Origin of the sequence: Lysinibacillus sp. FJAT-14745, assembly GCF_001275675.1 — a bacterium.
Classification (GTDB): domain Bacteria; phylum Bacillota; class Bacilli; order Bacillales_A; family Planococcaceae; genus Lysinibacillus.
On sequence record NZ_LITM01000002.1, the window covers coordinates 744338 to 759405 of the forward strand.

Consider the following 15068-nt stretch of genomic DNA (forward strand, 5'->3'; position numbering starts at 1 on the left):
AAGTCATAAGGTATTCATAAGGCCATCATAACCAACCATTATCATAGACAACAATTAGAAGAGATGGAGTGGTTCAATGATAGAAATTAGAAATGTTAGTAAAACCTATTATCCAGATAAATCAACCCCAATCCCTGCATTAAAAAATGTAAATTTAATGTTAGATCACGGTGAGTTCGTTGCGATTGTAGGAGCTTCTGGCTCTGGAAAGTCTACACTTCTCAACACACTTGGTGGTCTGGATAAACCCGATTCTGGAGAGGTGTACATAAATGAAACACCTATGTCGACGTTTAACGATCATCAGTATTCTGATTACCGTAAAGATAATGTCGGATTTGTGTTTCAACATTTCCACCTAATCCCTCACCTGACTGTGTTGGAAAATGTAGAATTAGCTTTGGCTATGAGCTCGTATGAGAAAAAGGAAGCTCACCAAAAATGTGTACACGCCCTACGAGAAGTTGGTCTGGAAAAAGCGATTCACCAAAAGGCTAATGAATTGTCGGGAGGACAGCAGCAAAGAGTTGCGATTGCAAGAGCGTTAGTTAAGTCGCCCAACATCATATTGGCTGATGAACCTACGGGTGCCTTAGATTCCCATACTTCTCAAGAAATAATTGATTTATTGAAAAGAATTTCTGAGCAAGGCCGCTTGGTAGTTGTAGTCACCCACGATGAGGCGGTTGCTGAGCAAGCTTCAAGAATCGTTCGAGTGAAAGACGGAGAGATCATCGAGGACAGGAAACAAAGTAAACGGGATTCTGTTCAAATGGAGATAACGGAAGAACCATCCCGGAAACGTTCTTTTCAACTAAAATCAGCATTTAGACTTTCTTATCACAGGATTAAGGAAAAAAGGTGGCGCTATTTCCTTGTATCCATAGGTATCTCTATCGGGATATGTGGATTTTTACTGGCTCTGGCGTTCGGGAGTGGAATAGACAACTATATACAGTATTCATCTGATAAAGTAATAGACAGTAAAAAGCTAGATTTTAAAAAGGAACAAGATTATATGGTTAGCTCCGATTATTATGAACTCAAGAAAAATGAGCATATCAAATTAGTGCAGCCTGAATTCGAGCTTTCGGCAAGGATTGAGAAAAAAGATATCATCGGCTTTGATGTCAAACCTTTGCATAAAGAAAAAAATAGAAACGATTACGCCTTGCCGAAGGTATTATATGGCCAACTTCCAAAAGATGAGGAGCACGGAATTGCCTTGTCAGAAAGCACAGCCAAAAAATTGCTAAAGGAAGACGGCAAGCTGGAAGATTTAATCGGCAAAGAGATTACTATTAAATTTTTGTCCATGGACGAAATTACGAGCTATCCCTCTCGATGGGACACGCAAAAGCTGAAGATTTCTGCCATTACGGAACAATCTTTTATCGGAAAAGAATATTCATATATTCCATACGATTTCCACACAGAGGTTGTTAAACGTTCAAGATTTATCGGAAAAGACTCAGAAATAACGACTAACAAGTATGAAGTGTATGTGGATTATAAAAGTTCAATCACATCAGTTGTCAACCAGTTTAAACAAAGCTATACCATTACAACACCTGAAAACGTATTGAAAGAGTTAACTAAAACATTTAAAAATATAGAGCTTGCTATTACTGGCGTTTCTATGCTAATTCTCTTAATCTCCTCTATTATGGTAGGAATTATTCTTTATATCAGTGTTTTAGAGCGAAGAAAAGAAATTGGTTTGTTCAAAGCAATTGGCGGCAGAAATAGAGAAGTTCGCTGGATCTTCTTTTCGGAAGCAATTTTATTGGGAGGCATGGCTTCTATCAATGGTACAGTGCTGGGCATTGTGGTTCAGGTTATTTTGAACCGTGTACTGGAAGCTAAAATTCATTTCGAGCTGTTACATATAGATGTATTTACAGTCCTGCTAACTATAGGATTTGGCATCATAATTAATGTATTGGCATGTATGATTCCTGCTAACCAAGCAGCAAAGTTAAATCCAATTCAACTACTTAAACAGGATTAATTATTAAAAGAAGGATGATAATTATGTTAAAAACAGTACGTTTAATGTTCATGATTTTGATCATAACCATATTAACGGCATGCAACAACAATAGCCAAGAAACGACAGAAAAGCCTGAAAACAAAAAGGTTGAAGACTCCCAGAAGACGAATGAAGATTCGATGGACAGCAACCCGATTGAAAATAGTAAAAAAATTAGAGAAATAACACCTGAATTAGTGAAAGATATAAAAAAGATTTTAATAGACGATGCAAGCAAGCTATGGCCATCGTTCAATAATGAGGATAAACAAATATTATTGTTAAATCCTTCAAATAAAATGGCCTATTTAATTAACAACCAGAAAACCGATATTGGACCTAAAGACGAAGTGATTGAGTATAGTACGGATTCCATAAAGGATACTCAATTGTTGGTGACGCCATTCCAACTTACGACATTCAACGGTCACCCTACCTATGTCTTTAACCTTGAATTTGCGTCAGACTTTATTTCTGGCACAGATGAGAAGGCAGCGTATGAAAATGTATTTAAGTTTATTGTCCATGAAGGGATTCATATTCTACTACAGTCTGGAGGCACTGTGGAAGGTCTTGGTACAAGAGCTGAAACATATCCCGAAGATATCGACAGTAGATATTACCGAAATGAAATGTACCAATACCTAAAAAAAGCTATTGAATCCAAGAAGAAAGATGAGAAAATCGATCAGATTCAAAAAGCGGTATATTTTTATGAATTATATTTAAATAGTAACAAAAAGAATAAGGACCAAGACGGCTACGATAATATTGAAGGAATGGCTACTTATCTAGAGTCAAAAGCATATCAGATGCTCAAACATCCAGACGCATCTGTAAAAGAATTAAATGAGTTGACTGAACAAAATATTATAGATAATTCTAATCAAGAGCAAGAAGAAGTACTCTTGATGAAGAACCGAGAATTTTATGATATCGGAGCTTTAGCAATTGCTTCTGCAGTTGACTTGAACCTTAATGACAAAACCATATTAACAGCTTCTCCTTTAGGATTGTTGAAATCTGAATTTGGCAGTAAAAAAGCTGAAGGTCATCAAAATATTAAAAAAGCTAACGATGATTATTACAATTCTTATAATAGTAAGCTAAAATCTTATGTAGATGATATAGCATCCAAACAGAAGGATAACCAGTATGCAGCAGTCAGAATCCCTGTGACGATCCAAAACTCCTCAGCTATGTTTGAGGTTATGATGGTGGAATATCAATATAAAGGGATTCCAGCAGAAATACAGACAACGACAAGAGAAATTATCCTTCCAGATACTCGAATCAAACTTAACAAAATGAAATCTCTTTTCATAGAAGCTTCTATGGAAGGTTTGGAAGATCCGACGAAGATGAATCCTAATACGATAATGGGTTACACGATTGTATTTGTTCCTAAAAAGGAGATCGAATTCTCTAAGGACAAACTACTTACGATTCAAAGAGATGATTTATTAATCTTTGATGCCAAGTATGAGGAAAAAGACGGAGAATATCAAATATTGATGAAATAACGAACCCATATATTGAGCAGGCATTTTTCTTCGAACGGTAAATAATTTTACTAAGAAGATGCCTGCTTTATTAAATAAGGAGATTTTAATGAAGCGAACGATTTTAATTATAGAAGATGAACTGAAAATTGCTAATATAATAGCTGACTATTTTACAATGAACGAATACAAAATCCTAATTGCGACGAATGGTAAGGTTGGTCTGCAAATGTTTGAAGAAGAAACAGTCGATTTAATCATTCTCGACATCATGCTACCAGAAATCGACGGATTCTCCGTGTGCAGAAGAATTAGAAAAAAATCAGATATTCCTATCATCATGCTGACAGCACGATCAGAAGTAGAAGATCAGTTGATGGGCTATGAATTTAAAGTGGACGATTATATGACTAAGCCGTTTAATCCTGAGATTCTAGTAGCTAAGTCTAAAGTTCTTCTCGATAGAATCTATACTGTTAAAAAAGAAGATAGAGACAAAGAAACCTTGCAGCTAAAAGGAGTCACGATTAACAAACTTACACGTGAAGTATGGATAGATAGCACGTCCATTGAATTAGAGCCAAAACAATTTGATCTTTTACTGTATTTGATGGAAAACAAGCATATTGTCTTGTCCAGAGATCAAATATTAAATGAAGTATGGGGATATGATTATTTCGGAAGCGCAAGAGTAGTTGATGCGCAAGTCAAAAAACTTAGAAAAAACTTACAGCATAAAGCCTACCTTATTAAAACCGTATTTGGTTTAGGGTATAAGTTCGAGGTGGAATAATGCGAAAAAGAGGGATTGCCTACAAGCTTTTTTTAATTCATATCTTATTATTTACTGCTATTTTTATAGTCCAAATCGTCTTTCAATCGATTTATTTCGAACCTTACTATATCCATAAAAAGAAACAAAATATGGAAGAGTTTGCCCATACAGTTGAATCAAAGATTAAAAACCATGAGTCGACTGACACAATTAATCAGTATATTACTGAAATGTCAGAGAGTAACAATGCTATTATTTCGGTTATCAATAATCAACTTCAGGCTCATTACGGAGCGTCTTTAAACAATAATTACTCGCAATTCGTGGTCAGAACGAAGGACAACAAGGAGTATAAAATCGTAGATGACTTTATGTCTATTGACTATAAAGAAATAAATAAAGAGAACAACATCTCAATCGAGGGTCTGCTATTAGATGATAAGGAATCCTTAGTTCTCCCGAAAAAAATCAAAATTGGTACTCAAATCTTAGAGCCAACCGATGCATCCACGATATTTTTTGAAGGAATCACTATAAGTGACAATGAAATGATGAATGAGCAGCCTAAGCCTATTACAATTGAAGGAAAAGTGATTTCTAAACCAACTGAAAGTAAATCCTTCACAGCGCAAAAAAATGTCCTTATTCAAGAAATGATTGTCATGACAAATAAAAATGAAGGTCATACGTTACCTAATCAAATATATACAGTACGAGACACACAGACAGACATTAATAATTTGATGTTAATTGAAAATGTGGAAGGAACAGATTTGGTAATATTGGCTGTTTCTTCTCTTCAATCTGTAGATGAAGTTATCGGCAATTTAAATCAGTACTATATTATTCTATTTATTTTTACGATGATTATCGTTATTATAATAGCTATTGTTTTTTCTAAGACATTATCCAAGCCTTTGGTTAAAATGAGCACGATCGCGAATCAGATTGCAAATCAAAATTTCAGCGAAAAATATATTGTTAAGTCCAAGGACGAGCTTGGGCAAATGGGTGAAGCATTAAACAAAATTTCTACTAACCTAGAACAGAAAATTACGGAATTAGTCCATGCCAATGAAAAACTTGCACAAGATTATGAATCACAGTTGAAGTTGAAGGAAAAAGAAAAAGAGTTTGTTGCCAACGTATCTCATGAATTAAAGACCCCTTTAACCGTAATAAATGGTTATATTAAAGGCATAAAAAACGGTGTATATGAGCAAAACGACTTAAAATATTGTGATGTCATTTTGGATGAAGTCGACCGAATGACGGAAATGGTGCAAGAAATGCTTGAAATTTCGAGACTAGAGTCCCCTATTTATCAGCTTACTGAAAGCACTTTTGACTTATGGCATACATTTTTAAAGGTGTACGATAAATTCAAAGCAATGGCTGACGAAAAAGGATTGCAGGTTCTATTTGAAATTGATGAGGAAGCTTATGTAAATGGGGATATAAAAAGAATCGAGCAAGTCATTACCAACCTATTTGTCAACGCTGTAAAATATACGCCAAAACATAACCGTATCAACATCAAAATTGTCTATCTAGAGGGTTTAAATAAATATAAGTTTAAAATTGAAAATGAAAATATTTTCATTCCCTATGATGAAATCGAACAAATTTGGGATCCATTTTATAGAGTAGAAAAATCAAGAAGCAAAGAATTTGGTGGTTCTGGCTTAGGTTTAGCTATTGTAAAACAAATATTGGAACGTCATAATAGTAGCTTCGGCGTAAATAACACTGAAAACGGAGTCGAATTTTACTTTGACTTGAGAGCAGTTAGTACAGATTATTTGGACTACTAAGGAAGATTATTAGAGTTAACGTAGGGATGATATAGGTTCATTGCTAAACTTCACAGATCAAAGCTATTTCCACGCCAAAACAGTATAGAAATGAGCAATATAACAAGTCATACGGTAGCCAAATTAAAGAGAAGGTGAAAATATTTACTAAACAACATTTCACCTTCTCTTTTAAGTTCTTTCAACTCTCATAACTTCATCACTAAAATCCAATGTACTAATGCGTACTCGTTAGATACTGAAAATAAATCACCTTTCATTTCGATGTATTTCATTTCGCTCCCTTTCTTTTCCTACATTTAACCAATTACAATTCCTATCCTTCTATATAAACATGTAATGTATTTCAAAAAAACAATTATTTTCATGCTTAAAAATTATCATTTAATAGTTTTTACACTTGAAATGCTTTTCAAAAATCTAATGTATTGTGTAATACCTAGTTGTCCTTTTACATAGTTTATATCAAAACGGAATCATTACAGTTTACAAAGATAATGATTTCAGGGAGGTAAATGTGGAACGTCTTTATATTCCTAAATATCTATTTAATTTTTGGTTCATTTTAATTTTATTTTTATTCTTTATTCAACCATTCTTAATAGCCTACTCAACATTTGAGACTCTCGCTTCGTCCATTATGAATCTTAATACTATATTTATTAGTATTTTAATTGAGGCTCTCCCCTTTGTGCTAATTGGAGTCCTTATTGCAGGATTTATTCAAATTTTTATAACTGAAGATCATATTCAAAAGTGGATTCCTAAAAATAAATTTATAGCAGTTTTAATGAGTTGCATTGTTGGGGCATTATTTCCTGCTTGCGAATGTGGAATAGTGCCTATTGTTCGAAGGCTGATTTCAAAAGGAGTGCCTATACATGCAGCAATAGGATTTATGTTAACCGGCCCTCTTATTAATCCGATCGTTATTCTCTCTACCTATATGGCATTTGGCAATGATATGAAAATCGCGGGCCTACGAATGATATTAGGTTTCTTCATTGCTATTATAATATCTTTAATAATTAGCTTGTTTTTTAAGGGGACACAATTCAAACGAGGGATTCAAACAGATTCATCACGTAAAGACGTAATAAAAACTTCGGCAATTGTACAAACGTATGTGTCGACAAAAACATTAGTCGACATAGGAAATGATGTATCCTCTTCAATAATAGTAATGATGGGCTTAGCATTTATTTTATCACTTTGCTCTGAAGCGGATGCATTTATAGGAGCTTCTTTTAGCTCTATATTCTCAACGCCTTCTATTCTAGCATTTTTAATTTTAGGACCTATGATTGATCTGAAAAATACAATTATGTTGATAGGAGTATTTCGCTTTAAGTTTGTACTGTGTTTATTAATTTTAATAGCCACTGTTGTCTATTTTAGTTTATTTATACTTTCAAGTTATATATAAGGGGGAAAACATGAAATTTCAATTCCAACAAGCAGTAAGAGCTATCATTTTATTAGCTTTTTTTGCCATGATTTTCAACCTACATTGGACTGGAGAAATCACAAAATTCATTAATCCAAAATACGAAAATTTAAGTAAAACAGTTGCTATTTTATTCTTACTTTTATTTTTTGTTCAATTGACGAGAATTTTTTCTTTTTCAACTAAAAAACAACATTGTCACAGTACTGAACACATTTGTACTCACCACGATCACGGAGATTCACCTATTAATAAAAAAAAGGTATTTTCTTATCTAGTTATCATTACTCCATTACTTACTGGTTTTTTATGCCTGCAAAGGTACTGGACGCTTCTATAGCTGACAAAAAAGGCGCTTCTTTAATTCTCACTAAACAATCCAAAACATCTAAAATAGAAGACTATATCACTTCAAATAAAACCGTTAACGAAAATATATATGACGAACATGCTCAAGATCCAATGTTGATGGAGGAAAGGCGGGAGATGCCTAAAAAAGAATACGATCTTTTAAAACAACAGCTCTCACAAAATCAAACTATTAAAATGACAGATAAGGATTACACTATTTATTATGAGGATATTAATAAAGATTTATCAAAACATCTAGGAAAAAAGATACAATTGAAAGGTTTTGTTTTAAATGAGATAGCTTTCCTCAGAATCAATTGGTTATTTCAAGATTTCTCATTACCCACTGTATTGCTGACGCAAGTATAGTAGGCTTTCTAGCAGAATTTCCAGAAAATCATACTCTAGATAATGATGCATGGATTGAAGTAATTGGAACAATCGATATTACAACATACAATGGAGAAAGCTTACCCGTTATTAAAGTGGATAATTGGGTAAAAATAGAAGAGCCTGAAAAACCTTATCTATATCCAATTGATATTCTTATAAGCTTTTAACCTACTATTAAGAAGAAGGCAACGAGGGATCACCTTCATTGCCTTCTTTATTTTGGTGTTGTTTTCGCTGAAATCCAATCATCTGCCATCCGCTATTAAAAAAAGCGAATTTTCCGTTTATTAACAACAGATGTATCAACAATAATACTTTGAATTAATGTAATGATTACTTCCCATCAAGTTGTCCTTTTGCTCGCTCAATTATCTTTCGCGCTTTTGAATTTTTTCTTGTGTTAGTTGTAAAGATTGTTTTAGCTTCTGTGTCCTCTTAGCTTGTTGAAATGCAATCATCACTGCTGGAATTAAGCTGTCTTCAGAAACCGGTTTAACTAGATATCCCATAATATTATCTTGCTTAGACTTTTCTACAAATTCTTTTTGACTGTATGCAGTAATCAACAACACAGGTATATCTAGCTGACGACCAATAACCTTGCTTGCCTTTAAACCATTTAGTTTTGGCATTTCTATATCCATTAACACCAAATCCGGTTTTAACTTAAAAGCGAGCTCAATCGCTCGATCCCCATCTCCTGCTTCCCCGACTACCTCATAGCCGTTATGTCGAAGCATCATTTTTAAGTCCAGTCTAATAATTGGTTCGTCCTCAGCAATCAGAATCCGTTTTTTCATAAAACATCACGACCTTTCTGGACGGAGAGAATACTACATATATCCATTATGTCTCAGCATAATTTCGTCCGGAAGTTTTAACTTCTTTGTTGAGCAAAAGTAACCCCTGAACATTTTGCCAGAAGCATTTGTTCGATTAAATCAGAAAGATAGGCACCAGCTTCAACTGAAGTCAGTCCATCTTTATGGATATTTGAAATGACCGTCCGATCAGCTTCAACTGTTTTTTCAGTCGGGCGATAAATCATGTATGCACTCAAGCTTTCATCTGTATTTAGACCGGGCCTTTCACCAATCAATGAAATAACAAGGTCACAATTAACAAGAGCAGCTACTTCGTCTTGCACCCATACTCGCCCTCGCTTAATAAAAAACGGCTTTGCGACGCTTATATTTTTTAATTTTAATCCTTGAATTAAAGCGGGCAGTAAATCAACTACATTGGCTTCTACCGCAGAGGAACTCAATCCATCACATACAATAATTTGAACATTTTTGCCTTTATCCCCGCTTTTTTCAAGATACTTAATAGATTCATCTGATAACTTTCGACCAGCATCTAAATCCATTAAGTAAGTTTTCATATCACTAGCTTTTGTTTCCAGCTTGTGTAAATCCATATGTTGAAGAAAATCATCACTTACATCTTTTAATACAGCATCCTGCGCAGCTGCATGATCAATTAAAAATTGTAAATAGCTTGTCGTCAGCATACGTGTTCCAGTTCGACCAATACCAATACGGGCAGGTGTAATACTTTGTGCCCACTCAATAGATGCAGCGTTATGCGGCTTCTCTACCCCTTCTATACGTTCTTCTGGAAAATATATAATTTCTTCTTTATTTTGATCGGTTTCAGTTTTTAGCGAATTCATGTTTTTCTTTACTTCTTCCACTACTCTTTGAACAATTTCTTGAAAATCCATTTTGCTCCTCCCTCCTCAATCAAAAATTGATAAGTCTCCTGCTCGTTTTGTCAACTTTCCATTTTCCATTAGGCCCATATTCTCCATCCATTTTTCAAATTCTCGAAGTGGTCGTAAGCCTAGAATTTCACGCAAACTAGCATCATCATGATAACTTGTATCTTGATAATTCAGCATGACATCATCTCCACCCGGTACGCCCATGTAAAAATTCGCTCCGGCAACTGCCGTTATGATACCGGCAACTTCCTGATCATTTTGATCGGCATCCATATGATTTGTGTAAGTTGGAGCAATGCCCATTGGTAAGCCATGTAATTTCCCCATAAATCCGTCTTCAAGATCCGCTCTAATTAATTGGCGCCCATCATAAAGTGTTTCTGGTCCAATAAAGCCAGAAACGGTATTCACCATGAAAGGCTTCCAGTGACGTGCAAAACCGTAGCTTCTTGATTCAAGAGTTTGCATATCTACTCCAAAGTCAGCATTTAAAGATACCTCCGAACCTTGTCCTGTTTCAAAATACATAAAGTTTGGACCTGCAGATGTACCATATCGAGCCATCATCTCATAGCCCTCATCAAGAATTTTTTTAGATATACCGAATGCTTCATTCCCTTTTTGTGTACCCGCTAAACTTTGAAACATAAGTGCGATAGGTGCCCCCTGCTTTAAAGCTTCCATTTGTGTTGTTATATGGGCCAAAACACAATTTTGAGTTGGAATTTGCCATTTCTCAATAAATTCATGTGAAAGTGTCAAAAGCTTTTTGACAGATTCAATCGTATCCACATTCGGATTGATACCAATTACCGCATCCCCCGCTCCGTAGGACAACCCTTCCTTTATTGAATACAAAATGCCTTCTGGAACATCATTTGGATGGTTGGGCTGACAACGAAATGCTAAGCGACCGGGCTCTCCAATTGTCGTATTACAATGTGCTTGATATTTCATTTTCTGTGAAGCAAGAACAAGGTCAATGCTTGACATCAGCTTGGCAACAGCTGAAATCATTTCACTTGTTAATCCCCTTGATAATTTCAATAATTGATCTGTACCTGTATCAGATGACAGAATATAATTTCTCAGTTCACCGACCGTCCAACTTTTAATATCTTTGTAAATCGTGTCGCTAATATCATCATAAATCAAGCGTGTTACTTCATCGATCTCATATGGAATAACTGGATTCTCATAAATTTCTTCCAACTTCATCTCGCTAAGTACTACTTTTGCTGCCATGCGCTCAAGCGATGATTCCGCTGCTACACGCGCCATCACATCCCCAGACTTCGCTTCACTCGCTTTTGCAAGTACCTCCCTTACCGACGAAAACGTATAATGAGTTCCTTTTACTACACAAGACAATTTCATCATTTAACACCCCTTTTTATATGCTAAAGATTGCAATCTAACGAAAAAAAGCGCTTTCACTTATCCCTGAAGAAATTTTCTTCGGGCGTGAAAGGCGCCTTTGCCTCAGATATTATTTTAGTTCATTCTACACTACTAGCAAATATTTTGTAAATAGTTCGAAAACAATAACAACATTAATTAAAAATGTTATTTATTTTTAAATATACAATTCCTCAAGATTAAACAAACTTGTAACTGTATAACTAAAGGTTTGTTTAGGAGGCTTAGTGTCATTTAGTATTCATTAACTTCGGTAGATACTATCGGAAAGGTTATTGAAACTTTTGTCCCTTTATCAGACAGTGGGAATGAAAGAACTCCTTGCAACCTCTCTTCAACTAACATCTCTACAAGATGTAATCCTAAAGATGATAGATCTCCTAAAGAAAAAGAATCACCAGCTCCACATCCATCATCCGTTACTGTAATCGTAATCATTTGTTTTCGTCTCCTCAAATTTATATCGATTTTCCCACAATTTTGTGAAGGAAAAGGAAAAGCATGCTTAATGCTATTTTGAACTAACTCATTAACAATCAGTGCAATAGCTGTTGCTTGATCTGAAGGACAGAATACAGAATTCCCTTCAACAGACACAGTAATATGTTGACCTGGAATAATGGACGAAGACACTAGCAAAGTAGTAATTTGCTGTATTAAAAGTTTAATATCCGCTTCCTCAATTCCACGCTGGGCCAAATAATCATGTACTAAAGCCATACTAGAAATACGAGATATACTATCGTGAAATACCTCAGCTACTTCTTCCGAGTGAGTGCGTTGCATTTGTAACCGTAGCAAACTAGAAATAACCTGTAGATTATTTTTAACGCGATGATGAATTTCTTGAACAACAATAGCTTGAAATACACGTTGCTCGTCCTCACTATTAGTCGCTTTCATAAGCCGCTCTATATTTCTTTCGTTCTGAACTTCCTGTGAAATATCTCTTTCCTTAATTAATACCGCAATAGTCTCCCCATACTGGTCATTTATAGGAACAATATCTTGTTGCATGATTCCACGCTCTTCCGTAATACCTCTTGATCCAAAAATTGGTTTTCCGGTTTTTAAACTAAATAAAACACCTGGTTCCATGTCTTCATATGCTATCTTCCCTAACATACTTTTTTTATACAAAGATGCTATCGTGGTAGGCTTTGCTTCAGCTACAACGAAAGATGCGTTATCTTCTTCCAAAAGACAATCAATGAAGATGTCTGCTTGAGAAAGGTCAGCTATTATTTGTAGATTTTGGGCCACACCTAAAATAATTTCACACTGTTCATTTGATAAACTTGTCAATCGTTCTAAATCTAAAATTCCCATCATGAAATGCGCCCCCCTTTCTCTAGTTTTGCAAACACTATAGCAAAAATTAAAATTGTGTTCAATGTGCTATAGAAAAAATTTCGGAATTTTCGAAACAACATGCATTCCCTTTTTGTAATTCAAGCTTGTTTGTGTTACTTATCGTTTTAAGACAGTGTATACCTCATAAGATGTAAACAAAAAAACCTGCTATCCTTAGATAACAGGTTTTTCAGACTATACTTTGCACTTAATATGACAATTCTTTACGTTATACTTTAAACATATTTGTTTTTTCTTGTAAGTCTTCTGCCATTTTAGAAAGTGCCGTAGTAGATGCAGTAATTTCTTGCATAGAGGCTAACTGTTCTTCTGTAGCTGCTGAAATATTTTGTGTTCCTTCTGCAGAGGTTTGGGCAATTCCATTGATTTGTTCCATGGATTTGGTCATTTGATTAACTCCTGTAACCATCTGTTCTACTGAAGAAGAGACTCCTTCAATTTGATTAGCTACTTCATTGATAGCATGTTGAATTTTTTTAAAGGCTTCACCTGCGATGTTCACATTGTTAATACCTGTTTCCACTTCATTTGTTGTGAAGTGCATAGAGTCTAACGCTCTATTCGTTTCCGTTTGAATTCCTGTAATTAACTCCGAGATTCTCTGTGCCGACCCAGATGATTCTTCGGCCAATTTTCGCACTTCTTCTGAAACAACCGCAAAGCCCTTTCCGTGTTCTCCTGCTCTTGCCGCTTCAATTGCTGCATTTAATGCCAGTAAATTGGTTTGCGCTGCAATGCCAGTAATGACTTCAACGATTTGACCAATCTCTGTCGAACGCTCACCTAAACCACTAATTACATTACTTAGACTACTAATAGAAGTTTGAATTGCGTTCATTTGCTGAACAGCGTTTGTAATAATGTTATTTCCATCCACTGTAATTTGTTCAGCTTGTATAGTAGCCTCTGAAACGTTAGTAGAATTTTTTGCTATTGTTTGGACATCTTGTACCATATGATCAACAACATCTGATGTGTCTATAATCGTTCTAACTTGATCGTCCGTGCCACTTGCCACCTCTAACGTAACAGACGCAATATGTTCACTAGCCTCACTTGTTTGTTCTGCACTTGCCGAAAGCTCAACCGAAAATGCCGCCATCTGTTCGGATGATTGTTTCACCTGACCAATTAAATCTCGTAATTGTGTAATCATATGATTAAATGAAGACGTTAGGACCCCTAGTTCATCCTTTGAATCGTAGTCTATACTAAAATTTAATTCTCCAGCTTCTGCTCGTTGAACAGCAAATTTTAATTTTTCAATTGGGGAAATTATATATTTTCGTACACCTATAAAACCGATTGCAACAAACAAAATTCCTAATACAATTGAAATGATTAGAGTGATTGTGATATCTTTACTCGCCTCGGTTTTACTTTCCGTATTCAAAGTACTTGCATATTTTTTATTCAATTCAGTCAACTCTACACCTTTTGACGCAATTTCATCAAACACACTCTTGGCACTTGTATTAAAGAGATTTAATGCCTCCTCATCCTTATTGACAAGACTTAGTTGAAAAACTTGTTCCATGCTTTCTTTAAAACCTGGAAATTTCTGAACCAGTTCATTTATTACTTTATCCTCATCCGGTTTTAAATTGGTTGCTTTAAGTAATTGAAGATTCTTTTCATTTTCGGTAAAAGCTTTCATCACTTCATCTTTAATCTCTGTAAGTGTTGCTGCATCTGTATAAAGGAAAGAACGATACATATCTGTAATAATAGTTCGATTATTAAGTCTAAAATCAGTCAAAACAATACTTGGTTCTAAACGGTTTTTAAAAATATTCTCTGTATTATTCTCCAAAGATTTCATTGTGTTATATCCATTCACTTGGATAATCCCAACTGTTAAAATGGCTAACAACATTAATAGGACTAATTTTTTAAATATGGATAGATTGCGCAGCATGGTTAATACTCTCCTTCTTGAATTCAATTAATTGGTGCACATTTTAATGAAAGACAATGAATCATACACTATCAAAGATGCGAGCATACATGTTTGTTTACTTCATAACAACACGGAGGCTTACCTGCTTATCTCGTTTTAATTCTATGTTTTCATTATCTTTACTCGTCTCTTCGTTTTACTGATAACATACTTAAAACTAATATAAATCTTTTTAACTAAATAGGTTTTTTAGCCCCTTCCTAATAACAAAGAAATCTATTTTCCATACTATTCACAATATATTTCGTCAAGTTTCGGCATTTTTTAACAAAAAA

At 34.8% G+C, this 15068-nt stretch carries 11 protein-coding genes and 1 pseudogene; 7 read left to right on the forward strand and 5 right to left on the reverse strand.

Translation table 11 applies throughout. From position 1 onward, the window contains the following. The first annotated feature begins 76 nt into the window (after positions 1-76). From AMS59_RS05025 to AMS59_RS26895, 7 genes and pseudogenes are all read left to right on the forward strand, one after another. On the forward strand, positions 77-2011 hold the full coding sequence (locus AMS59_RS05025) for an ATP-binding cassette domain-containing protein (protein ID WP_053482649.1): 1935 nt from the start codon (positions 77-79) through the stop codon (positions 2009-2011). Positions 2012-2034: 23 nt separating this feature from the next. Beyond that, positions 2035-3555 (forward strand): hypothetical protein, encoded by a 1521-nt coding sequence (locus AMS59_RS05030; RefSeq protein ID WP_053482650.1) that lies wholly within the window; start codon positions 2035-2037, stop codon positions 3553-3555. A gap of 88 nt (positions 3556-3643) precedes the next feature. Next, complete coding sequence (locus AMS59_RS05035) at positions 3644-4327, forward strand: response regulator transcription factor (RefSeq protein WP_053482651.1); 684 nt, start codon at positions 3644-3646, stop codon at positions 4325-4327. After that, the gene (locus AMS59_RS05040) at positions 4327-6123 is read left to right on the forward strand and encodes a HAMP domain-containing sensor histidine kinase (protein ID WP_053482652.1); all 1797 of its coding nucleotides are present in this window, start codon (positions 4327-4329) and stop codon (positions 6121-6123) included. The genes AMS59_RS05035 and AMS59_RS05040 overlap by 1 nt, the downstream gene beginning before the upstream one ends. Positions 6124-6640: 517 nt before the next feature. Further along, positions 6641-7549 carry a permease gene (locus tag AMS59_RS05045; RefSeq protein WP_053482653.1) on the forward strand — a complete coding sequence of 303 codons (909 nt, stop codon included), beginning with the start codon at positions 6641-6643 and terminating at the stop codon, positions 7547-7549. Between the two features lie 10 nt (positions 7550-7559). Next, on the forward strand, positions 7560-7910 hold the full coding sequence (locus AMS59_RS26890; protein ID WP_369814300.1) for a DUF1980 domain-containing protein: 351 nt from the start codon (positions 7560-7562) through the stop codon (positions 7908-7910). Positions 7911-8116: 206 nt separating this feature from the next. Then, positions 8117-8481 (forward strand): annotated as a pseudogene (locus AMS59_RS26895) (TIGR03943 family protein). A gap of 201 nt (positions 8482-8682) precedes the next feature. On the opposite strand, the gene AMS59_RS05055 reads toward AMS59_RS26895, so the two are convergent. The 5 genes from AMS59_RS05055 to AMS59_RS05075 form a co-directional block, all read right to left on the reverse strand. After that, positions 8683-9114 carry a response regulator gene (locus AMS59_RS05055; protein ID WP_053482654.1) on the reverse strand — a complete coding sequence of 144 codons (432 nt, stop codon included), beginning with the start codon at positions 9112-9114 and terminating at the stop codon, positions 8683-8685. A 77-nt stretch (positions 9115-9191) separates the two neighbouring features. Beyond that, entirely contained in the window at positions 9192-10040 is an 849-nt protein-coding gene (gene eutC / locus AMS59_RS05060) for an ethanolamine ammonia-lyase subunit EutC (RefSeq protein ID WP_053482655.1), read from the reverse strand. Positions 10041-10055: 15 nt separating this feature from the next. Beyond that, a complete protein-coding gene (locus tag AMS59_RS05065) occupies positions 10056-11417 on the reverse strand; it encodes an ethanolamine ammonia-lyase subunit EutB (RefSeq protein ID WP_053482656.1) in 1362 nt (453 codons plus the stop codon). Positions 11418-11693: 276 nt separating this feature from the next. Further along, positions 11694-12791 carry a sensor histidine kinase gene (locus tag AMS59_RS05070; protein ID WP_053482657.1) on the reverse strand — a complete coding sequence of 366 codons (1098 nt, stop codon included), beginning with the start codon at positions 12789-12791 and terminating at the stop codon, positions 11694-11696. 250 nt (positions 12792-13041) lie between these two features. Then, positions 13042-14751, reverse strand: a complete 1710-nt coding sequence (locus tag AMS59_RS05075; protein WP_053482658.1) for a methyl-accepting chemotaxis protein — start codon at positions 14749-14751, stop codon at positions 13042-13044. Positions 14752-15068: the final 317 nt, after the last annotated feature.

Coding starts and splice junctions, on each gene's coding strand:
- AMS59_RS05040 (WP_053482652.1), top strand. CDS start 4,327: ATGCGAAAAAGAGGGATTGCCTACAAGCTTTTTTTAATTCATATCTTA.
- AMS59_RS05025 (WP_053482649.1), top strand. CDS start 77: ATGATAGAAATTAGAAATGTTAGTAAAACCTATTATCCAGATAAATCA.
- AMS59_RS05075 (WP_053482658.1), bottom strand. CDS start 14,751: ATGCTGCGCAATCTATCCATATTTAAAAAATTAGTCCTATTAATGTTG.
- AMS59_RS05030 (WP_053482650.1), top strand. CDS start 2,035: ATGTTAAAAACAGTACGTTTAATGTTCATGATTTTGATCATAACCATA.
- AMS59_RS05065 (WP_053482656.1), bottom strand. CDS start 11,417: ATGAAATTGTCTTGTGTAGTAAAAGGAACTCATTATACGTTTTCGTCG.
- AMS59_RS26890 (WP_369814300.1), top strand. CDS start 7,560: ATGAAATTTCAATTCCAACAAGCAGTAAGAGCTATCATTTTATTAGCT.
- AMS59_RS05070 (WP_053482657.1), bottom strand. CDS start 12,791: ATGATGGGAATTTTAGATTTAGAACGATTGACAAGTTTATCAAATGAA.
- AMS59_RS05055 (WP_053482654.1), bottom strand. CDS start 9,114: ATGAAAAAACGGATTCTGATTGCTGAGGACGAACCAATTATTAGACTG.
- eutC (WP_053482655.1), bottom strand. CDS start 10,040: ATGGATTTTCAAGAAATTGTTCAAAGAGTAGTGGAAGAAGTAAAGAAA.
- AMS59_RS05035 (WP_053482651.1), top strand. CDS start 3,644: ATGAAGCGAACGATTTTAATTATAGAAGATGAACTGAAAATTGCTAAT.